Annotated in this window: 15 protein-coding genes; 9 read left to right on the top strand and 6 right to left on the bottom strand. The window is 64.7% G+C overall.

What is annotated here, in order from left to right; genetic code table 11:
- Positions 1-234 precede the first annotated feature (234 nt).
- From rny to arsM, 3 genes are all read left to right on the top strand, one after another.
- Positions 235-1812: a ribonuclease Y gene (gene rny / locus K8R92_08280; protein ID MCE9619892.1), complete on the top strand. Its 1578-nt coding sequence runs from the start codon at positions 235-237 to the stop codon at positions 1810-1812.
- 188 nt (positions 1813-2000) lie between these two features.
- A complete protein-coding gene (locus K8R92_08275; GenBank protein ID MCE9619891.1) occupies positions 2001-2294 on the top strand; it encodes a metalloregulator ArsR/SmtB family transcription factor in 294 nt (97 codons plus the stop codon).
- Between the two features lie 40 nt (positions 2295-2334).
- On the top strand, positions 2335-3243 hold the full coding sequence (gene arsM / locus K8R92_08270) for an arsenite methyltransferase (protein ID MCE9619890.1): 909 nt from the start codon (positions 2335-2337) through the stop codon (positions 3241-3243).
- 75 nt (positions 3244-3318) lie between these two features.
- Here the strand turns inward: arsM and K8R92_08265 are convergent, their stop codons facing one another.
- The 3 genes from K8R92_08265 to K8R92_08255 all read right to left on the bottom strand — a co-directional run bounded on the left by K8R92_08265 (position 3319) and on the right by K8R92_08255 (position 5950).
- Positions 3319-4593, bottom strand: coding sequence for a hypothetical protein (locus K8R92_08265; protein MCE9619889.1), 1275 nt, complete (start codon positions 4591-4593; stop codon positions 3319-3321).
- Positions 4594-4676: 83 nt separating this feature from the next.
- Positions 4677-5105 carry a DUF1634 domain-containing protein gene (locus tag K8R92_08260; protein ID MCE9619888.1) on the bottom strand — a complete coding sequence of 143 codons (429 nt, stop codon included), beginning with the start codon at positions 5103-5105 and terminating at the stop codon, positions 4677-4679.
- Positions 5102-5950: a sulfite exporter TauE/SafE family protein gene (locus K8R92_08255; GenBank protein ID MCE9619887.1), complete on the bottom strand. Its 849-nt coding sequence runs from the start codon at positions 5948-5950 to the stop codon at positions 5102-5104. Before K8R92_08255 ends, K8R92_08260 begins: the two co-directional genes overlap by 4 nt.
- A gap of 40 nt (positions 5951-5990) precedes the next feature.
- On the opposite strand from K8R92_08255, the gene K8R92_08250 reads away from it, so the two are divergent.
- Together K8R92_08250 and rsmA are read left to right on the top strand one after the other, a co-directional pair.
- On the top strand, positions 5991-7493 hold the full coding sequence (locus K8R92_08250; protein ID MCE9619886.1) for a DUF4139 domain-containing protein: 1503 nt from the start codon (positions 5991-5993) through the stop codon (positions 7491-7493).
- A 4-nt stretch (positions 7494-7497) separates the two neighbouring features.
- Complete coding sequence (gene rsmA / locus K8R92_08245) at positions 7498-8301, top strand: 16S rRNA (adenine(1518)-N(6)/adenine(1519)-N(6))-dimethyltransferase RsmA (GenBank protein ID MCE9619885.1); 804 nt, start codon at positions 7498-7500, stop codon at positions 8299-8301.
- A 49-nt stretch (positions 8302-8350) separates the two neighbouring features.
- On the opposite strand, the gene K8R92_08240 is transcribed toward rsmA, so the two are convergent.
- The 3 genes from K8R92_08240 to K8R92_08230 form a co-directional block, all read right to left on the bottom strand.
- Positions 8351-8773 carry an ATP-binding protein gene (locus tag K8R92_08240; protein ID MCE9619884.1) on the bottom strand — a complete coding sequence of 141 codons (423 nt, stop codon included), beginning with the start codon at positions 8771-8773 and terminating at the stop codon, positions 8351-8353.
- Between the two features lie 33 nt (positions 8774-8806).
- Entirely contained in the window at positions 8807-9169 is a 363-nt protein-coding gene (locus tag K8R92_08235) for an STAS domain-containing protein (GenBank protein ID MCE9619883.1), read from the bottom strand.
- A gap of 78 nt (positions 9170-9247) precedes the next feature.
- Positions 9248-12394, bottom strand: a complete 3147-nt coding sequence (locus tag K8R92_08230) for a hypothetical protein (protein ID MCE9619882.1) — start codon at positions 12392-12394, stop codon at positions 9248-9250.
- A gap of 231 nt (positions 12395-12625) precedes the next feature.
- Here K8R92_08230 and carA point away from each other — a divergent pair, with 231 nt between their 5' ends.
- The 4 genes from carA to odhB all read left to right on the top strand — a co-directional run bounded on the left by carA (position 12626) and on the right by odhB (position 20477).
- On the top strand, positions 12626-13849 hold the full coding sequence (carA, locus tag K8R92_08225; protein ID MCE9619881.1) for a glutamine-hydrolyzing carbamoyl-phosphate synthase small subunit: 1224 nt from the start codon (positions 12626-12628) through the stop codon (positions 13847-13849).
- Between the two features lie 10 nt (positions 13850-13859).
- Positions 13860-16241 carry a primosomal protein N' gene (gene priA / locus K8R92_08220; GenBank protein MCE9619880.1) on the top strand — a complete coding sequence of 794 codons (2382 nt, stop codon included), beginning with the start codon at positions 13860-13862 and terminating at the stop codon, positions 16239-16241.
- 145 nt (positions 16242-16386) lie between these two features.
- Complete coding sequence (locus K8R92_08215; protein MCE9619879.1) at positions 16387-19257, top strand: 2-oxoglutarate dehydrogenase E1 component; 2871 nt, start codon at positions 16387-16389, stop codon at positions 19255-19257.
- On the top strand, positions 19254-20477 hold the full coding sequence (odhB, locus tag K8R92_08210; GenBank protein ID MCE9619878.1) for a 2-oxoglutarate dehydrogenase complex dihydrolipoyllysine-residue succinyltransferase: 1224 nt from the start codon (positions 19254-19256) through the stop codon (positions 20475-20477). Before K8R92_08215 ends, odhB begins: the two co-directional genes overlap by 4 nt.
- Position 20478: the final 1 nt, after the last annotated feature.

Genomic DNA, 20478 nt, shown 5'->3' with positions numbered 1-20478 from the left:
CAGTCTAAAGGCGGGGCCGAAGTGCGGGCCCAACGGACGGGGACCATCCCGGACTCGGAGTGCCGCGGGTCTGTTGACCCTGAGCGCGATCCAAACCATAATCCGGCTACTTAAACCAATCGGACCGCATCGATTGGATTCTCATTTTCACGAGCCGAGCCGCTTCAGGCTTCGCCCGATTCGCAAACGCGAGGCCACATGCCTTCACCGACGACTTTTCCACCGCATTTCGCGGTGTTAGCCCAGACTTCCACGCTTTCCGCCCCCGAGCTGATTTCGATCGCCGTGGTGGTTATTTCCGGCGCCGCGGTCGTGGCCTTGTGGATTTTGGCCGCCCGCAAGTTGAAGCGCATGCGCCGCGAGGGGGATGAGCTGATCGAGAAGGCCCGCATCGAGGGCACGGCCAAGGCCAGCGCCCTGGAGCTGGCGGCCGAGCGCCGCGTGGCGGAACGGCGGCAGGCGGCCGACAAGCAGATCACCCAGTTGCTGGCCGAGGCCAAGGAGGCTCAGGAGCGGGTCGGCCGGCGCGAGGCGTCGGTGGACAAGCGCTCCGAGCAGTTGGAGAACCGCGAGGCCGCCCTGGAAGTCCGCGGCAAGACACTGCAGGCATCCGAGGCGAAGCAGAAGGAGTTGCTCGAGGAGACGCAGCAGATCTTCGAGCGCACCCGCCAGCGGCTTTCCGAGATCAGCGGCCTGACCCAGGAGCAGGCCCGCGAGCAGTTCCTGAGCGAGGTCCGCGACCTCAGCCAGCGCGACGCGGCCATCCTGCAGCAGAAGATGATCGAGGAGGCGGAGCTGAAGGCCCGCGAACGGAGCCGCGAGATCCTGCTCATGTCGATGCAGCGCTACGCGGGCGAGTCGGCGACGGACGCCACGGTGCGTTCGGTCAAGATTCCGTCCGACGATCTGAAGGGGCGCATCATCGGCCGCGAGGGGCGCAACATCCGCACATTCGAGAGAGTGACCGGCGTCGACGTGCTCATCGACGACACGCCGGGCGTGATCGCCATCAGCTGCTTCGACCGCGTGCGCCAGGCCGTGGCCGTGGAGGCGCTGCAGCGGCTGGTCGCCGACGGGCGCGTGCATCCGGCCCGCATCGAGGAAGTGGTCGAGCAGTCGCGCAAGGACATTCACGAGCGCATGCTCAAGGCGGGCAACGACGCGGCGATCGAGGCGGGCGTGCCGGGCCTGCACGGCAAGATCATCGAGATGATGGGGCGGCTGCATTTCCGCACCAGCTATGGGCAGAACGTGCTGCGGCACTCCATTGAAGTTGCGTTCCTGAGCCAGCTCATCGCGGACCAGCTTGGGCTTGATGGCACCATCGCGCGTCGGGCCGGCTTCCTGCACGACATCGGCAAGGCCATGGACCATGAGATCGAGGGCGGGCACCCCGCCATCGGCTTGGACTTTGCTAAGCGCCACGGCGAGAAGAGCGAAGCTGTGCTCAACGCCATCGGCGGTCACCACAACGACATTCCGACCACGACGCCCTACACGCCGATCGTCACGACGGCCGATGCGCTCAGCGGCGCGAGGCCAGGTGCGCGGCGAGAGAGCATGGAGCACTACATCAAGCGGCTTGAGCAGCTTGAGGAGATCGCCCGCAAGCAGCACGGCGTCTCCGAGGCGTATGCGATCCAGGCGGGCCGTGAGGTGCGCGTGATCGTCAACGCCAAGCAGGCCGACGATGCGCGGTGCTTCATCATCGCGCAGGAGATCGCCAAGCAGGTCGAGGCGGAGATGACTTTCCCCGGCGAGATCAAGGTCACGGTGCTGCGCGAGCACCGGGCCGATGCAATGGCCCGCTGATTCGGCCCGCCGCCCAACCCACCAATTCATCTCAAATTCGGCCATTGCTGGATCACGGGAACCCATGCATTGACTCTGCATAGACCTCTGCCTACACTTGCATGATGACGCATATATGCAAACGTCGCCCGGCGAGCCCTCGACATGCCCTTGATTGCTGTCGGCCTATCGACGACCACCTCAATCCAATGCTTTTTAAGGCTCTTTGCGACCCCACGCGGAACTCGCTCGTCAGGTGCATCGCCAAGTGCGGGCGCAGCTGTTCAGTCAATGAAGTGGCTGAATGTTGCACGGTCGATCAATCCGTGGTTTCACGACATCTCAAGCTGCTTGCCCGCGCCGGCGTTCTGGAAGCCATGAAGAATGGGCGCGAGGTGTTTTACCGCGTCCGCTACGCCGAACTCTGCCGCTCCCTTCGAGCTCTCGCAAACGCGCTGGACGAGTGCTGCCCCGGGACAAAGGGTGCTTGCAAGTGCTGCTAGCCGCGCCAGCCTGCCACAAACTTATAAAGGAGATTTGATCATGAACACCAAATCCGACCGCACCTGCTGCTCTGACTCGTGCTGCACGCCCCCTGTTGCCGCGGCAACTCCGAACGCGGACACCGTGCGGGAAAATGTCCGCGAGGGATATTCCAAGATCGCCAAGGGCGGTTGCTGCGGCCCAAGCGGCAGCGGCGGCGGATGCTGCGGAGCGACCGCCTTCACGCCCGAGCAACTGGCTGCTGCCATCGGCTACACCGGCGACGAATTGGCCGCGTCGCCGGAGGGCGCGAACATGGGCCTCTCCTGCGGCAACCCGACCGCAATCGCCTCGCTGAAATCCGGCGAAGTGGTGCTCGATCTCGGCGCGGGCGGCGGATTTGACTGCTTCGTGGCGGGGCCAAAAGTCGGCGCGGCCGGTCGCGTGATCGGCGTGGACATGACGCCGGACATGGTGACGAAGGCTCGTCGCAATATCGCCGCGTATCAGAAGCAAACCAACCTGGACAATGTCGAGTTCCGTCTGGGCGAGATCGAAGCACTTCCCGTGGCCGATTCGAGCGTGGATGTGGCGATCTCCAACTGCGTGCTTAACCTCTCCCCGGACAAGGCGCGCGTGTGGAAGGAGATTGCCCGCGTGCTGAAGCCGGGCGGCCGGGTGGCCGTCTCCGATCTTGCGCTGGTTCGCCCGCTTCCTGATTCCGTCAAGCAGGATGTCGAAGCCCTCGTCGGATGCGTGGCCGGTGCCGTGATGGTGGAGGAGACGCGAACGATGGCGCTCGCTGCGGGCTTGACCGAATTGAAGTTGACTCCAAAACCGGAATACATCGACGCGATGATGAATTGGGAAGACCCGCTCTACCGGCAGATCGTTGCCAACCTCCCCGCGGGATCGAAGCCCAGCGACTACATCACGAGCCTTGATGTGACGGCTCGCAAGTCGAAGTAAGCTGTTGCGATTTTCGGGCTGCTGATTCGAGCCCAGCGTTTACGTCACGAGCACCTGTTCGGCTCGCCACCCACATCAATCGAACGGCGGCGCCGTCGAGGGATCGATGGCTTTGATGGATGTTGCGCAGGGCGGAAAGAGGGAGATCAGCACCAAATTCGTGTCGTTCCAGTCCGCGGTCAGGTACATGTGGTTCCCCTTGCCCAAGTCGGCGATGGTCGTCCAGGTGAATCTTGAGACGCCCTTGACCCAATTCGGATCGTTCACCTTGATCGTGAAGATTTTTCGAATGGTCTTGGGATCGCTGGGCGGACTCGCCGTGTCGCGCAGCTCCGCGACCACACGCAAGGCCACATCATCGAAGGTGAGTGAGCCGCCGTCGTAGGGATCGACCGGATCCACCCGGAACCAGATGGTTCCATACGCACACTGCATGCGGACGACGCCACTGACCGTGACATAAATCCCGTTGCTGTGGATGACACGCGAGGACTTCCCTGCGTTCCAGAGATCCTCGAGCTTGTAGGCCCAGTGATGCGCGGCAAGCAGCAGCGCCAGCGTGACCGACACGGCGATCGCCGGCGCGAGACGACGGGCCGTGCACTGCGCATCGGGCGACTGCGGGACGGCGCAACCGCACTCCGGGCAGCAGACCGCGCCGGACGGATCCGAAGAAAGCGCCCGCAGCGAATATCCGCAGCGAGCGCACCACAATCGGGTCATTTCCGGATTCCGCTTTATCCGCCAGCGCGCCACGATCACGACAATGACATATGGGACGATGATCGACGCGATGAGCAACGATTCGACATCCTCTGGAAGGGCGAGGGGCACCATTGTGTAGGTCGTTCCAGCCAGCTTGAGCCAAAATTCTCGGAGATCGCACGCGACAATGACTGCGAACCCGGTCAAAATCGCGGCAGCAATGGCGCTCGGCCCCTGCATGCACGCGATCGATCTCCGAAGCGTGTCCTTCCAAAGCGCTGTCGCGGCTGAACCATCGGTGCCTCGGAAGGCGATGCGAGCCGCCTTCGGCGCCATCCACTTGGGCGCTCTGCAAGCAAGTCCAAGCCCAAAGAACACGAAGATAAACAGGAACAGCACCGGACCGATCCAGTATTCCGGAGTCCGCCACGAGTTCTGATATCCGGATTCGGCTATTCGGTGCCCCTGGCGGCCGACATAATTTTCGAATTCCGTGCGTTCGGGCCGCACCTGCTCGACGCCGATTTCCCCGTTGCGGATCGTGGATTCCGCGCGGCTGTTCGCCGTTTCGATCGAGGCGTACGGAGCATCACGCCACTCCAGAAGTGCGATGCCCGCCGCGAATCCGGTGAGGAGCCCGACCACGAACACCGCCGCTCGCAACGCCCTCGCCGAAAGCACCCGCAGTCTGGTGTTGTCAGGCGAAGGTCGCAGCGCTTGATCGCCCACTATTTGACCCACAACCCCAGCAGCATGATTGCGATCACCAGCAGCGACAGCGCGACGTGGAGCCAGTTGCGCTGCTGCAGGAATCCGCACGCGACCACCATCGTGCGCAGGAAGGGCATCGCGATGCCACACAGGATGCCCAGCATCATCATCGCCGCGGGGTTCACGCTTCCGACGGCGTGGAGGTAATCCGCCGGCGTGCTCCAGCTTGCGACCGCCGCGCGGATGTCCGCGTGCGACATGCCTCGCGCCCACGCCATCCCCTGCCCCGTGCAGATCAGCGCGATGGAGACGATGGTCAGCACCCACAGCAGCACGTTCTGCATCACGCGGAAGACCGGTTGCAGCTGTCGCGAGCGCAGATAGGCGATTTCGTCGGCCACCTGCCTTGATTGCGGATCAGCGGACCCATCCGTCGGCGGCGTCATTTCAAAAGCTCCATGCCGCCCCTGAACATCATCTGTAGGCCGATCAGAATGATCACAATCAGGAAGATCTTCTTGAGCAGTCCGACTTTGATTCTTGGGACGAGCCACGATCCCAGCATCGCCCCGGGCACGATGCCGATCAGCACCGGCCCCGCGATGGTCGGGTCGATCTTGCCGCCGCGCAGGTAGACCATCACGCCGCTGGCCGCGGTGATGCCGATCATGAAATTGCTCGTGATCGTGCTCACCCGAAAGGGCATGCGCATGCAGGTGTCCATGGCCGCCACCTTGAACGCGCCGGAGCCGATGCCCAGCATGCCGCTCAGGATCCCGGCGATCGTCATCACGCCCAGTCCCGCCGGCACCCGCTGCACGCGGTAGATGCGCGGGCCATCCGCAGTTTCCTCCACGCCATCCAGCTGCAGCAGCCTCGAGCCTCGCGACTGCGGAAGCCGCTCGGTGGGATCCACAACGCCGCGCCACGACATTGCGGCCGTGACCAACAGGCTGACTCCGAACAGCATCGTCAGCAGGTCGCCCGGCGCAATCGTGGCCAGCCCCGCCCCAACGATGGCTCCGAGCCCCGCGACCACCTCCAGCGTGATGCCCACGCGGTAGTTGGACATCGAATTGCGCCCGCGGATCAGCGCCGCCGCGCCGCTGGTGGTGACCACGGCCACCAGACTTGCAGCGATCGCGCTCTTCACGTCGACGCCCATGCCCGTGACCAGCACTGGAATCAGAATCGCGCCGCCGCCCAGCCCCAGCATCGACCCGAAGCATCCGCTGAGCGCGCTGACCGCGATGATGATCAGGTCGAACAGGATTGGGTTCGCGTCGCGCACGTTCGATGTTGTATCAAATACGCGAAGGTACACTTTTGCGATGATCGAACTTCTCCTCGCCGCGTGCCTTGCCGCCGACGCCCCCGCCGACGGCGTGAGCCTGACCGTCTATTCCACCGCCGACGCCGCCAGCTTCGATCCGCAGACCTGGATCGCACAGCAGCGCCAGGGCTACAACCCCACCGCCGCCTACGAAGTCCCCGGCTTCGGCGTGATCCGCGAGATCCGCGGCGTGGACATGCCCCAAGGCGCGGGCTCGCTGGCCTTCACCGATGTCGCAGCCTTCATCGACCCCACCACCGTCGCCTTCGAGGATCTCACCGACCCCGCGACCGTGGTCACCAATCAGCGCTTCGAGTTCGACCTGGTCAGCCCGGAAAAGTTGCTGGAGAAATACATCGACCACCCGATCTCCGCCATGGTGGACATGAACACCGCTCCAATGAACGTGGAAGGCACGCTGCTGGCGGCCCGAAATGGCCAGCTGGTCGTGCAATCAGCTAGCGGAGGCGTGCAACTGGTGAACCAGGCCAACGCGTCGATCACCCTCGGCGCGCTGCCGGGCGGCCTGCGCACCCGCCCCACCCTGCTCTGGGACGTGATCTCGGCGAGCGCGGGCTCGCACAAAATCCGCACCAGCTACCAGACTTCCGGCATCACCTGGCGCGCCGACTACAACCTGATCCTGGATCCAACCGACACCAAAGCCGACATGACCGCGTGGGTGACCATGCTCAATGTCTCGGGCCGCGCCTACGACAAGGCGCAACTCAAGCTGATCGCCGGCGACGTGCAGCGCGTGCAGCCCGGCTTCCGCCGTGGGGGCAGGGCTCCCATGCCGATGGCCGCCGCCAAGAACATGGAGGCCAGCGATACCGGCTTCCAGGAGAAGGCCTTCTTCGAGTTCCACCTCTACACGCTGCCGCGGCCGGCCAATATTCCGGAGAACTCCAGCGAGCAGATCTCGCTCTTCCCCGCGGCCCGCAACATCCCCATCGAGAGGATCCTGGTCTATGAGGGCTCCGACATGGGCGGCTTTGGCGGCGGCATGGTCGATGACCCCGGTTTCGGGGCGACGGGCAAGACCAAGGTGGACGTGTACGTGCGCTTCAAGAACGAGGCGGCCGCCAACCTAGGCATGCCGCTGCCCGCGGGCAAGCTGCGCGTCTCCAAGCGCGACGACAGCGACGGCACGCTGGAGTTCATCGGCGAGGACCTGATCGGCCACACCCCCAAGGATGAGAAGGTTCTGGTGCGCCTGGGCTCCGCCTTCGATGTGGTCGGCAGCCGCACCCAGACCGACTTCAAGTCCGACCGCGGCCGCCGCGAGATCACCGAGTCCTTCAAGATCGAGATCCGCAATCGCAAGGACAAGCCCGTGACCGTGATCGTGCGCGAGCCGCTCTACCGCTGGAGCAACTGGGAGGTCACCGCCAGCAGCCAGCCCTTCGAGAAGAAGAACGCCAGCAACATCGAGTTCACCCTGGATGTGCCCGCAAACTCCGAGAAGCTGATCACCTACACCGTGCGCTACCGCTGGTGATCGCGTGCAAACGCTCTCCGAAATCAAGGGCCTGCTTCTGTCGCGCGGACTCCGGCCGCGCCACCGCTTCGGCCAGAACTTCCTGCACGACCACAATGTCCTGCGCACGCTGCTCAGCGCCGCCAAGATCCGGCAGGGCGAAGTCATCCTCGAGGTCGGACCCGGCACGGGAGTCCTCACCGACCTGCTGGTCGAGGCCGGCGCCGAAGTCATCGCCTGCGAGCTGGACCGCGACCTGGCGCTGCTGATGCGAGAACGCTTCGGCAAGCGCATCCGGCTGATCGAGGGCGATTGCCTGGCCGGCAAGCACTCGCTCAATCCCGAAATCACCGCGCTCATCGATGGCCGTACCTTCCGCCTGATCGCCAACCTGCCCTACCAGGCGGCCACGCCGCTCATCGCCACGCTGATGAACGACTTTCCCAATTGCGAAGGCATGATCGTCACCATCCAGCGCGAGGTCGCCCAGCGCCTGGCCGCCGCACCCGGCACGCACGACATGGGATTGCTCAGCGTGATGGCGCAGTTCTACGCCGTCATCCGCAAGGTCGCCGACATCCGGCCCGGAAGTTTCTGGCCGGAGCCCGAGGTCGACAGCGCCATCATCGAGATCGCGCCGCACAAGCCGCGCCCAACGCCACCGGCGCGAATGCATGAACTCCTGGAGTGCGCCTACCAGCACCGCCGCAAGCAGCTCGGCTCGAGCCTGGGTGATCGCTTCAGGTTTCCGGAGGGGTTCGACCGCACGCGGCGCCCCGAGACGCTCTCGGTGGCGGAGTGGGTCGCATTGGCAAATTTTCAAACGTGAGCTGCGTCACGCAAGGCAACGCAACACCAGACGCGGGAGCTTCGGTCCGTCACACCGGCCGATCCGGCCCGTTCTTGTAGCTCATGTGCAGGGTGTTGCCCGGCGGGTCGTAGGAGACCTCGCTCATGTAGGCGCGCATCAACATGATGCCGCGGCCCGAAGGGATCTCCAGATTTTCCTCGGCGGTCGGATCGGGGACGCAGCTCGGATCGAATCCGGCCCCCTGGTCCTGCACCTCGAACTCAGCGAGCTCGTCGCTGATCCTGCATCGGAACTTGACCACCTTGTGAGGGTCGTTGCAATTGCCGTGACGGAAGGCGTTCACGATCGCCTCCTCAAGGCAGAGACGGATGGAGAACTGAGCGAACTCGGTGTAGTTGTGCTCGATCAAAGTGGCGGCCACACCTTTTTGCACCGATTCCAGATCTCTCCGAAGATCCGTCAACGTTTGATCTTGGAGATATATTTGCATTTCCATTCCGTGACAATCGAATATAAAAAGACCTTACTTGAAGTTCTTCATGGCAATTTCGACAGAATCAACGATTTGGAACATCTTGTTCAATTTGGTGATTTTGAAGATCTCGAAGATCGGCTTCGAGATATCGCTCAATTGAAGTTGCCCATCCTTCGACTTCACGCGGTTATGGCATGTAATCAGAACTCCAAGTGCCGCTGAGGAAAGGTGATCCACTCCGGCGAAGGAAATCAGGACCTTCGGCTTGGGGGTGCTGTCGATCAATGCCACAATGTCCTTGCCGATCTGGCTGATAATGCCCTCTTCAATGATGCTGCGCTGCGTGAAGGTGATTTTCTTCACCCCCCCGTCGTGCGTGATCTGAATGGCGCTTGAAGAAGTTTTATCCATGATGGGCTCCAATCAACGAAGTTTGATCCAAGATCGTCCGCTCAAGAGAGTCTAGCCGCCATCGTCGCGTGCGTCCGCTCACATGCCGGCGCCGCTCAACTGATTCCGCAGGCCGGGGAACAACACATCCTCGGTCTCCTGCTGAATCAGAATCTCCGGACGAATCATCATCAGCAGCGTCTGCTCGGTCTTGGAATTGATCCGGTTGGTGAAGAAGCGGTTGACGATCGGAATCTTGCTCAGCACCGGCACGCCGACCTCAACCTCATAGTCGGTCGTGAGCCGCTGTCCGCCGAGCACCGCGGTGCCCTTGTCCGGCACCGTGATCGTGGTGCCGATCGAGGTGTTGAGGAACTTCGGGGTCTGGAAGGTGTTGGTGGAGGTGGTTCCCAGCGGCGACTGGCTGCCGGCGGCCACCGACTGCTGGAACTGCACCGGATCGAAGGTGACCGGTCCCTGCAGCGAGAAGTTCACGTTCAGACTCACGTAGCGGCGGTCGGCACTGATCACTCCCTGCAGTCCGAGGGCGAAGCCTTCGGAGATGGTGCTGACGATCGGCGTGCCGGTGACACCCTGGGTCGTCGGCGCCGTGAAGCCCGAGACGTATGAGGTGGTGTTCTGCACCGTGATGTAGGAGATCTGGCCATTCTGCATGGTCAGTCGCGGCGAGGTGAGCAGCACGTTCCGCTGGTCCGCCTGCGTGGCGCGGACCAGCAGGTCGACCTGGATGTCGTCGAGGAAGGTGAGTCCGACGGTGAGAGCCGGGTTGAGCAGCGCGGTCGCGCCGAAGGCACCCTTGATGCCGGCGGCGCCGAGGGCGTTCACCAGCGGCAGGCCTTCCTGTTGCACGTTGACCGCGGAGAGGCCGTTGCTGACCGCGCCGTTGGCGTAGGACTCGCCGTTCTTCACCACGCCGACAGGCACTCCGACAGCGCCGGTCTGGTACTGGATCTGTCCCGCGGTTCCGCCGGGCAGACCGATGGCCTGGCCGGTCGCCGTGGCGTTGGCCGGAGCGGAGGCATTGCCCGCCGTTCCGCCGATGCCCGAGAAGACCACCGGGTTCTTCAGCAGGCCGGTTTTCGCGTCGCCGGCGGCCGTTCCATTGGTGTTCTGGAAGAAGAAGTCGCGCAGGTTGAAGTTGGGATCGGCGGCCCGCGCATTGTCGTACTGGGCGGAGTTGCCGTTGAAGTAGATGTCCAGATCCAGGCCGACCTGCTCGAACCAGTCGGTGTCGATCTTGAGCACGCGCACCTCGACGTTGATCTGCAGGGCGAGATCGGCGCGAAGCTGGGAGAGCAGATCCTCGATGTTGCGATGGGTGTCCGGCCGCGCCGTGATCACCAAGCGGGTGTCGAAGGGCTCCATGCTGGCGCCCAGGTTCCACGCGTCGGGATCGACGGTCTTCTGGATGAGGTCCTTGATGAACTGCACGCGGCCCACCGCGCCATCGCCGGTGATGAAGGGAGTCAGTGGGAAGGTTCCGCCGGTGATACCACCGCCGCCACCACCGCCGCCGCTGCCGCCACCGCTGCCGCCGCCACCGCTGCTGCCGCCGCCGCCACCACCGCCTCCACCACCGCCGCCGCCGCCACCACCGCCGCCACCGTTGTTGGAGGAGAGTTCGGGAAGGGTCACGGTGTCGGGATACTTGAAGACCAGATCGGTGAGGTCATACACCCGCGGCCGCTTGGCTTCGGGAAGGTTCTGCAGGGCGGTGAAGGTTGTCACGGCGACCTGGCCGTTCATGATCTCCGCCACGGCGCGACCGCTGTCGGAGGTCGGGTTGCCGACCTGCTCCAGGATCCGTCCGAGCATGACGCGGGCGCTGACGGTGGCCTTCTCAAGCTGGATGCCTTCGGTCTCCTGGGTGATGTCGATCTCGCCCAGCGCCTTCCAGTTGATGTACATCGGCATCTTGGTGATCTGATGCCAGAAGTCCAGCACTTCGCTCAGCTTCTGATTTGAGGTGGTCTCGGGAAAGTCAAAGACCTGGTCGAACTGCTTGTCGACCATCTGATCCTCCGGCGAGCGCTGCACACCCACCGGCGGGAACTTGCTGTTGGAGAAGGAGAGCTTCGGCCAATCCTCGGGATAGGTGATCACCGCGTTGGTGCTCTTGGGTCCGTTGCCGGCGAGGTTGATCTTGGGCGGAATGGTGGACTGCATGTCCTGCAGTTGAATCTGCCCGAACGCGGCGTTGCGCTGCCGCTGGGCATCGGCCCACTGGCGGTACATCTTGGTGCTCTCCAGCACATCGCGCAGAGCCAGGGCCGCGGGATTGGTCGGGTCCATGAAGAGGATCTGGTCGATGACCTGCAGGGCCTCGTCGTACTTCAGCTCCATCTGCAGCTGGCGCACCCGCATGAGCATCTCGCTGATGGTGGCCACGCGCTTCTGCTGGGCCATGCGCTGCGCGTCGCTTGAGGACTTCTGCGCGTCGCTGCGCTGCTTGGCCTGCTCGAGCGTCTGCCCGGCGATGCGCGACTCGTTGATCTGGTCCAGCTGCGCGTTGACGCGCTCGTTCATCGCGTCGTAGTCCGCGGCGGGAATGATCGAGCGGTCGCGCTCCAGGAGCTGCTTGGCGGTGCTGGCGTCCAACTGGGCCCCGGCGTAGTCGCCACGATTGAGCTTCTCGCCCGCACGAAACATGCTGTTTTCAAAGTTGACGCGGAAACTTTCCAACCGCACCGACATGTCGTCGCTGACCTTGTCGAGCAGGCTGCCGCCGCCCTGATCAAGCTGCGTCTGTGCGTCCTGCAAGCCTTTCTTCGCCTCGGCGTTGGCGGGATTCGCGTTGAGCACTGTGGTCCACGCGTCGATCGCCTGGCGCCATTGCGAGGCGGCCATGGCGGCGCGGGCATTGGCCAGCGCCTCGGCGGGATCGGTGCCGCCGGCAAGTGATGGTGGTGTCGCGGGCTGGCTGTTGGAGGTTCCCGACAATTCGTCAGGAGAGGCGGGCGGCGCATCGGGCGCGGTCGCGGGAGGAGCAGACGCGGGAGTCTCGCTGGGCGGCGGTGTCGTGGGCGCCTTGGTCGCCGGCGGAGTCGGATTGCGCGGCGCTTCGGAGGGCGGCGGCTCGATCGGATCGTTCTGCGCGACCGCGGCTTGGTTGACGCCATGGTTGAAGAGTGGAAGCGCCGGGGCCCAGGCGAGCAGGGCGGCGGCCATCAGCAGATACGAATTGAGTCCGCGGAAGTGTGCGTGTTCCGTCTTGAGTCGAGACATCTTGGTGGGCTCCGAGCGTTGGGCTCGCTTGTTCTGTGTTTGTGGAGAAGTTGAAAGAGGGTCGTGACCGATCGTTTCGTGAAACCAAACCGCACGGTTCCGCAGAAGTGGAGGAAGGTACCTGCCACCCGAAAAACCCGCAACAGACTCGCGGAGGGCACCCGGGACTCCCTCCCCTGTGGATAAATCCGATCGATCGGGGCGGAGAGTCCCATCGCTACACTCGCCTTGATGGCCGAAGCCTCCCACCAAGCCGCGAGACTCGCTTTGGAAGATGGAACGGTCTTTCGGGGCTTTGGCTTCGGCGCCTGCCCACCCTTGCAATCCCGCGCCGCCGCACTGGGAGAGGTGGTCTTCACGACCGCCATGTGCGGCTATCAGGAGGCCCTGAGCGACCCCAGCTATTCGGGGCAGATCCTGGTCATGACCGCGACCGAGATCGGCAATTACGGAATCAATGAAGAGGATGTCGAGAGCCTCAAGCCCCAGGTGGCCGGCTTCGTGGTCCGCGAGCTTTCCGGCCGGAGCTCCAACTACCGGGCGACGCTGGACCTGAGTCCTTGGCTCGCCTCCCACGGTGTTGCCGGCATTCACGGCATCGACACGCGGGCGCTGGTTCGAAAGCTGCGCACCCAGGGAACTCTTCGGGGCGTCATCAGTTTCGATTCGGCGCTGAGCGACGAGCAACTGGTCGCCAGGGCGAAGTCGATTCCCTCCATGGCGGGCCAGAATCTGGCGGCCTGCGCCAGCCCGACGAAGCAGGGCAACTGGACCGAGACGCTGGGCAAGTGGAGTGAACAACCTGCAAGCGGCGCGGACCATTTCAAGGTTGCGGCCCTGGATTGCGGTGCCAAGCGAAACATCTATAGGCACCTTGCCCAGCGCGGTTGCGAAGTTCTGACGCTGCCCCACGACGCCAGCGCGGAGGTCATTCGCACGCTCAAGCCCGACGGTCTCTTCATCTCCAACGGGCCGGGCGACCCCGCCGCGGTCGAGGCGACCGTGCGGACTTTGCAGGAAATCGCGGGGGAAATCCCCACTTTTGGCATCTGCCTCGGGCACCAGCTGCTCGCCCTGAGCCTGGGCGCGTCGACCTGGAAATTGAAGTTCGGCCACCGCGGCGCCAATCAGCCGGTGCGCAATCTGCTGACGCAGCGCGTGGAGATCACCAGCCAGAACCACGGCTTCTGCGTCGACGAGGCGTCGCTTCGCGCCGCGGGCGGCGAGCCCACCCACATCCATCTCAACGACGGCACGCTCGCCGGGTTTCGCCACACCCGCAAGCCGATCTTCTGCGTGCAGTACCACCCCGAGGCGAGCCCCGGCCCGCACGAATCCTCCTACCTCTTCGACTGCTTCATCGACATCATGCGCACCCGCGCGCCGGTGACGGCGGAGCAGATGGAGCTGCATCAATCCGCTTCCGCCCGAGTGGCCTCGGCGGCGACGCGGTGAGCTGAGCCGCATGCGCGGTCTCTACGACGAACCCGTCAGCAGGCACATTCTCGTCGCCGTGGAGCGCGGCGTGGACCGCTATCCGGATGGCCTGACCTACGGCGTGCCGAAATCGCTGTCGCAGGTCCGGGTCGGGCACCGCGTGAAAGTGCCCCTTGGCCGGGGCGATTCAACCACTTTGGGGTGGGTGGTGAAGGAGCTCGATGCTTCGCATGTCGCTTCGATTCCCGAGGATCGGATCAAGACCATTCATTCGATCGAGGAGACTCCGCCCCTGCCGGCGCAGGTGGTGGAGCTGGCCCGCTGGATCAGCGTCTATTACTGCTGTCCGCTGGGCGTGGCCCTGGCCGGAGTGCTGCCCTCTGCGGTCAAGAAGGCGATCGGGCGAGTCGAGTCGGTGTGGATCGACCTGCACGAGTCCGGCGCCGCGGCGCTGGGCGCGGCGGCGGGTGGAAAAATTCGGAAACTCACGAACGAACCCGATGGCGCAGCGGCGGCGGCCAAGCCGGCGCGCCTGTCTCCGGCGCAAAGAAGAATTCTGCAGGCGCTGCGCGACGCGCCGGCAGCGCTTCGCCCCTTCGAGGCGCGCGACCTGCTGAAGAAGGCCGCGGTGGCGACGCGCTCGCCCCTCACATCGCTCATCAAGTCCGGGCTGGTGGTCGCCACCAAGCGATCCAGCGTGGAGGCCGGCGCGCTGACACCGGAAAATGCGCCGAAGGATTTTTCCCTGGAGCGCCCCGCGCTGACCGCCGCGCAGCGCAGCGCGGTGGACTCCATTCATGCCGCGATGAGCAAGGGGTTCTCGCAGCACCTGCTCTTCGGCGTCACCGGCAGCGGCAAGACCGAGGTCTACCTGCAGCTGATCGAACTCTGCAGAAATGCGGGGAAAACCGCGATTTTGCTGGTGCCGGAAATCTCGCTCACACCGCAGACCACCGCCCGCGTGCTGCGGCGATTCCCGCGCGACCGCGTGGCCCTGCTGCACTCGGGGCTGACGGCGGCGCAGCGCAACCAGCAGTGGACGATGGTCGCGCAGGGCGAGGCCAAGATCATCGTCGGCGCCCGCAGCGCCATCTTCGCGCCCGTGCCCGACGGAGAGATTGGACTGGTCCTGGTCGACGAGGAGCATGACTCCTCCGGCTACAAGCAGGATCAGGCGCCGCGCTACCACGGCCGCGACGTCGCCATCCGCCGCGCGCAGATGGCCGGCTGCCCGGTGCTGCTGGGCAGCGCCACGCCCAGCCTGGAGAGCTGGTGGAACGCCACGGAGCGCGGGGTCAGCACGCTGCACCGGCTGCCCGAGCGAGCCCCGGGACTGGTGACGCCAAAAGTTGAAATCATCGATTTTTCGCAGGACCTGAAGCACTTCCGAGACAAGCGCGTGCACCTGCTGGGAGCGCGGCTGGCCGACCGGCTGGCGCACGTCGTTGAAAATGGCGGGCAGGCGCTGATGCTGCTCAACCGGCGCGGCTATGCCAACTGGATCGCCTGCGTGTCGCGCTGCGGCTGGATGATGAAGTGCCAGCATTGCGACACCGGCATGATCTGCCACGCCGGCCCGCGGTCGCGCTTTGTGCGCTGCCACCACTGCCTGACCGAGCAGCTCCTGCCGCAGAAGTGCCCCTCGTGCGGGCAGGGTGTGACGGTCTTCGGCCTGGGAACGCAGCGCGTCGAGGAGGAGCTGGCCCACGTGCATCCCGAGCTGGCCAAGCCGGGAGCCGTGCTGCGCGTCGACGGCGACACCATGCAGAACAGCCGCGACATCTATGAAGCCCTGGCTCAGTTCGCCTCGGGCAAGGCACGGGTCCTGGTGGGAACACAGATCATCGCCAAGGGTCTGGACTACCCCAACGTCCGGCTGGTCGGCGTGGTCAATGCGGACACCGCGATCAATCTGCCGGATTTCCGCGCCGCCGAGCGCACTTTCCAGCTGGTGAGCCAGGTCGCGGGCCGCTGCGGACGCGGCGCCGGCGTGGCGCAGGCGATCGTGCAGACCTTCCAGCCCGACGCGCTGGCCATTCGGCTCGCCGCCTCGCATCAGTTCGAGGAGTTCGCGCGGCAGGAGCTGGAGTCACGCAAGAAATTCAATCTGCCCCCTTACCGGCGCATGGCGCGGATCGTGGTGCGCCACGAGGAACTTTCGCGGGCGCAGGAGATCGTCCTGGAAATTCGCCAGGGGCTGGAGCGACTTCCCGAGGCAGGCGACGTCCACTTCCGCGGACCGCTGCCCTGCCCGATCGCGCGGATCTCCGATCGCTTCCGGATCCAGCTCGAGATCCTGGCGCCCGACGCCAACGCGCTGCAGCGGCTGATCGCCTCGGCCCGCAACCGGGCTCTCTTTCCCGGCGGCGAGCACTGCGCGGTCGATATCGATCCGGTCGCGCTGCTCTAGGCGGCGCCATCGCAATCACCTCGCTTTCGCGGGGCTTTTTGGCTAGAATCAGTCGTTTTCAAGCTCGCCCCAAGGAGCGGTCGCGGGCGGCGTTGCGTCGCCGCAAAAGCACTATCTTTGGGGGCGCCTTTCGGAGCAATTCTCGGTGAGCAACAGTTCGTCCCCCAATCCTTCCCCGTCGCCCCGGAACACCACTCCGTCGGTCAATGGATTGGATCCCGCGCTGCTTGAGGCCTTGTACGCCCAGTGGCAGAGCGACCCCGCAAGCGTTGAGCCCACGTGGCAAAACTTCTTCCAGGGATTTGAACTTGGCTACGAGCGCGCCCCGAATCCGGCGACCGAAACGATCGCGACGACGACCGATGCAGGTTCTACCGCGACATCGTCCGCCGCTTCCTCCGCGCAAGCTCTGAGTCGCGGCTCGCAAAGCAAGGTGGACGCGCTGATCAACGCCTACCGAGCGCGCGGGCACCTGGCGGCGGATCTTGATCCGCTGGGCGTCGAGCGCCCCTTCCCCGAGGAACTGCAGCTGGAGTCCTTCGGCCTGACCGATGGCAACATGGCGGACTCCTTCGATCCCGGGACTCTGCCGCTGCCCAATCCCTGCACCCTGACCGAGATCGTCAATCTGCTCGAGGAGACCTACTGCCGGCACATCGGCGTTGAATATCTGCATGTGATGGACCGCGAAAAGCAGCGCTGGCTCCAGCAGCGCATGGAGAGCGTGCGCAACCAGCCGCGCTTCGACGCCAACGTTCGCAAGCGGCTGCTGGAGCGGCTGATCGCCTCCGAGGGATTCGAATCCTTCCTGGAGAAGCGTTTCATCGGCAAGAAGCGCTTCGGCCTGGAGGGCGGCGAGAGCCTGATTCCCCTGCTTGACGCCATCATCGATCAGGGCCCGGCTCTGGGCGTGCGCGAGTTCGCCTTCGGCATGGCCCATCGCGGCCGGCTGAATGTGCTGGCCAACATTCTGGAGAAGCGCTTCGACCAGATCTTCACCGAGTTTGACGAGGCGTGGACCGAGGACTTCCTCTCCGGCGGCGGCGACGTGAAGTACCACCAGGGATATTCGAGCGACGTGAAGACCACCGGCGGACAGCCCCTGCACATCACGCTTGCGGCCAATCCCAGCCACCTCGAGTTCGTCTCCAGCGTGGTCATGGGTCGCTGCCGCGCCAAACAGCGCCTGGCCAACGACACCGAGCGGCGCACCAGCGTCGTTCCGATTCTCATCCACGGCGATGCGGCGCTGCCGGGCCAGGGCGTGGTGGCCGAGTGCTTCAACATGATGCTGCTGCCGGGCTTCACCGTCGGCGGCACCGTCCATGTGGTCATCAATAACCAGGTCGGATTCACCACCGACTCGCAGGATCTCTTCAGCGGGCGCTACTGCACCGACATCGCCAAAATGGCCAACGCCCCGATCTTCCACGTCAACGGCCAGGATCCCGAGGCCTGCGCCTGGGCGGCGCGGCTGGCGATCGAGTGGCGCCAGACCTTCGGGACCGACATCATGGTGGACATGTGGTGCTGGCGGAAGAACGGTCACAACGAGACCGACGAGCCCTCCTTCACGCAGCCGCTGATGTACAAGCGCGTGCGCCAGCAGATCACGGCGATGACCCACTACGCCAACCGCCTCCAGCAGGAGGGCGTGATCTCCGCCGAGGAGGTGGAGAAGCTTAAGAGCGACCTCTTCACGCGCATGGACGAAGCACAGACGCGCACCAAGAAGACGCCGGTGGTCCCCGGCAAGAAGCCCTTCGAGCACATTTGGAGCGGACTGACCGAGGCCTACTCCGATGCGCCGATCGAAACCGGCGTGAAGGAGACGCGGCTGAAGGAAGTCGCCGCGGCGCTGGCCGGAGTGCCCGCCGGATTCACGCCGCACAAGAATGTCGCCCGCCTGCTGGAAATCCGCGGCAAGCTCGGCGGCAAGAGCGGCGTGGATTGGGGACTCGCGGAGCTGCTCGCCTACGGCACGCTTCTGCTCGAGGGACATCCCATCCGTCTCACCGGACAGGATGTGGAGCGCGGCACTTTCAGTCACCGCCACGCCGTGGTCTGCTGCCAGGAGAGCGGCAAGCCGCACGTCGCTCTCAACGAGCTCGGCCCCAACCAGGCGAAGTTCTGCATCCACAATTCACCGCTCACCGAGCAGGCCGTGGTCGGCTACGAGTATGGCTATTCGCTGACCGATCCGCGCATGTTGATCCTGTGGGAGGCGCAGTTCGGCGATTTCGGCAATGGCGCCCAGGTCATCATCGACCAGTTCATCGCCAGCGCCGAGACCAAGTGGCAGCGCTCCAGTGGCCTGGTGCTGCTGCTGCCCCACGGCTATGAAGGCCAGGGCCCCGAGCACAGCTCCTCGCGCGTCGAGCGCTTCCTGCAATTGTGCGCCGCCAACAACATGGTGGTCTGCCAGCCTTCAACGACGGCGCAGATGTTCCACCTGCTGCGGCGGCAGATGAAGGTGAAGTTCCGCAAGCCGCTGATCGTGCTCACTCCCAAGAGCATGCTGCGGCTGCCGGCGGCGGCCAGCCCGGTGGAGGAGTTCACCAAGGGCGCGTGGAAGCGGACGATCGCCGACACGGCGCCGGAGGCGGCGACCAACGCGCAGCGCCTGCTCTTCTGCAGCGGAAAGATCTACCACGAACTCGTCGCCCAGCGCGCCGCGAACAAGGCGGCGGGCATTGCCATCGTCCGCGTGGAGCAATTGCACCCCTTCCCCGCCGACGAGATCAAGGCGCACCTGGATCACCATCCCAAGGCGGAGGTCTTCTGGGTCCAGGACGAACCGCGCAACATGGGGCCATGGCGCTTCGTGCAGGGGCGCATGATTGATCTCTTCGCGGAGCGTCCGGTGAAATACATCGGACGTCCCGACGCCTCGAGCCCCGCGGTCGGCAGCTCCAAGATGCACGCCCACCAGCAGGAGGCGATCCTGAGCGAGGCCGTCGGAGCCCTTGTGGAAGCCGCCCAACCCGCCGAACTCAAGCATGGAGCCTTGAAATGATCGACATTGTGATCCCAAGTCCCGGAGAGAGCATCACCGAAGTCCGTCTCGGCGCGTGGAAGCGCGGCGACGGCGAGTGGGTCGAGAAGGACGAGGTGCTCACCGAGATCGAGAGCGACAAGGCCACGCTGGAAATTCTGGCGACGGCCTCGGGCGTGCTGAAGGTCGCCGCCAAGAGCGGCGCCGACCTGAAGGTGGGCGCCGTGGTGGCGCGGATCGACGAGAAGGCGGCACGACCCGCCGGCGCGGCGGCCAAGGCAACGGCACCCGCCGCCGCTCCCACCTCGACCAAGGAAGCCTCCAAGACCGCGGTCGTCGAGCCGAAGGTCACCAGCGTCGCCCGCAAGATGGCGGTGGAAAAGGGCGTCGATCTGGGCAAGATCGAGGGCTCGGGTCCCGGCGGCCGCATCACCAAGAACGACATCGAGCACGCACAGCTCGCCCCGAAGAAAGCCGCCGCTTCAAACGAGGGCGCCTCGAGGCCATCCCCGGTTCCCAGTGCCTCCGGCCCGCGCGGATTCCGCCGCGAGCGCATGACCAAGCTGCGCCAGCGCATCGCCGAGCGGCTTGTGGCGGCCAAGAACACCGCGGCCATGCTGACCACCTTCAACGAGGCGGACATGACCCAGGTGATGCGACTCCGCGCCGAGCACAAGGAGGCCTTCGAGAAGCGTCACGGCACCGGCCTGGGCTTCATGGGCTTCTTCGTGAAGGCGGTGGTCGGCGCCCTGGAGAAGTTCCCGCGCCTCAATGCCTTCATCGTCGGCGACGAGGTGGAGTACCACGACTTCATCGACGTCTCCGTCGCCGTCGGCACCGACAAGGGGCTCATGGTTCCGGTGCTGCGCAACGCCAACCGCCTCTCGATCGCCGAGGTCGAGCGAACCATCCGCGAGCTCGCCCTCAAAGCCCGCGACAACAAGCTGACCGTCGAGGACATGACCGGCGGCACCTTCACCATCACCAACGGCGGCGTCTACGGCAGCCTGATGAGCACGCCGATCCTGAATCCGCCGCAGTCAGGCATTCTCGGCATGCACGCCATCAAGAACCGCGCCGTCGAGGATCCGAAGAATCCCGGCCATGTCGCGATCCGCCCCATGATGTACCTGGCCCTGAGCTACGACCACCGCATCGTGGATGGCTCGGAGGCAGTCGGATTCCTGGTCGACGTCAAGAACGCCATCGAGAATCCCGAGCGTCTGCTGCTGGACGTTTGAG

Source organism: Planctomycetota bacterium, from assembly GCA_021414025.1.
Taxonomy (GTDB): Bacteria; Planctomycetota; Phycisphaerae; order Phycisphaerales; family SM1A02; genus SYAC01.
The sequence above is the reverse complement of the archived record's forward strand: the minus strand, read 5'-3'. Positions and strand labels throughout refer to the sequence as shown.

Excerpts from the sequence above, each read along its gene's own strand:
- K8R92_08275 (MCE9619891.1), top strand. The coding sequence starts at position 2,001 with ATGCTTTTTAAGGCTCTTTGCGACCCCACGCGGAACTCGCTCGTCAGG.
- arsM (MCE9619890.1), top strand. The coding sequence starts at position 2,335 with ATGAACACCAAATCCGACCGCACCTGCTGCTCTGACTCGTGCTGCACG.
- K8R92_08260 (MCE9619888.1), bottom strand. The coding sequence starts at position 5,105 with ATGACGCCGCCGACGGATGGGTCCGCTGATCCGCAATCAAGGCAGGTG.
- K8R92_08250 (MCE9619886.1), top strand. The coding sequence starts at position 5,991 with ATGATCGAACTTCTCCTCGCCGCGTGCCTTGCCGCCGACGCCCCCGCC.
- K8R92_08240 (MCE9619884.1), bottom strand. The coding sequence starts at position 8,773 with ATGCAAATATATCTCCAAGATCAAACGTTGACGGATCTTCGGAGAGAT.
- K8R92_08235 (MCE9619883.1), bottom strand. The coding sequence starts at position 9,169 with ATGGATAAAACTTCTTCAAGCGCCATTCAGATCACGCACGACGGGGGG.
- K8R92_08230 (MCE9619882.1), bottom strand. The coding sequence starts at position 12,394 with ATGTCTCGACTCAAGACGGAACACGCACACTTCCGCGGACTCAATTCG.
- carA (MCE9619881.1), top strand. The coding sequence starts at position 12,626 with ATGGCCGAAGCCTCCCACCAAGCCGCGAGACTCGCTTTGGAAGATGGA.
- priA (MCE9619880.1), top strand. The coding sequence starts at position 13,860 with ATGCGCGGTCTCTACGACGAACCCGTCAGCAGGCACATTCTCGTCGCC.
- odhB (MCE9619878.1), top strand. The coding sequence starts at position 19,254 with ATGATCGACATTGTGATCCCAAGTCCCGGAGAGAGCATCACCGAAGTC.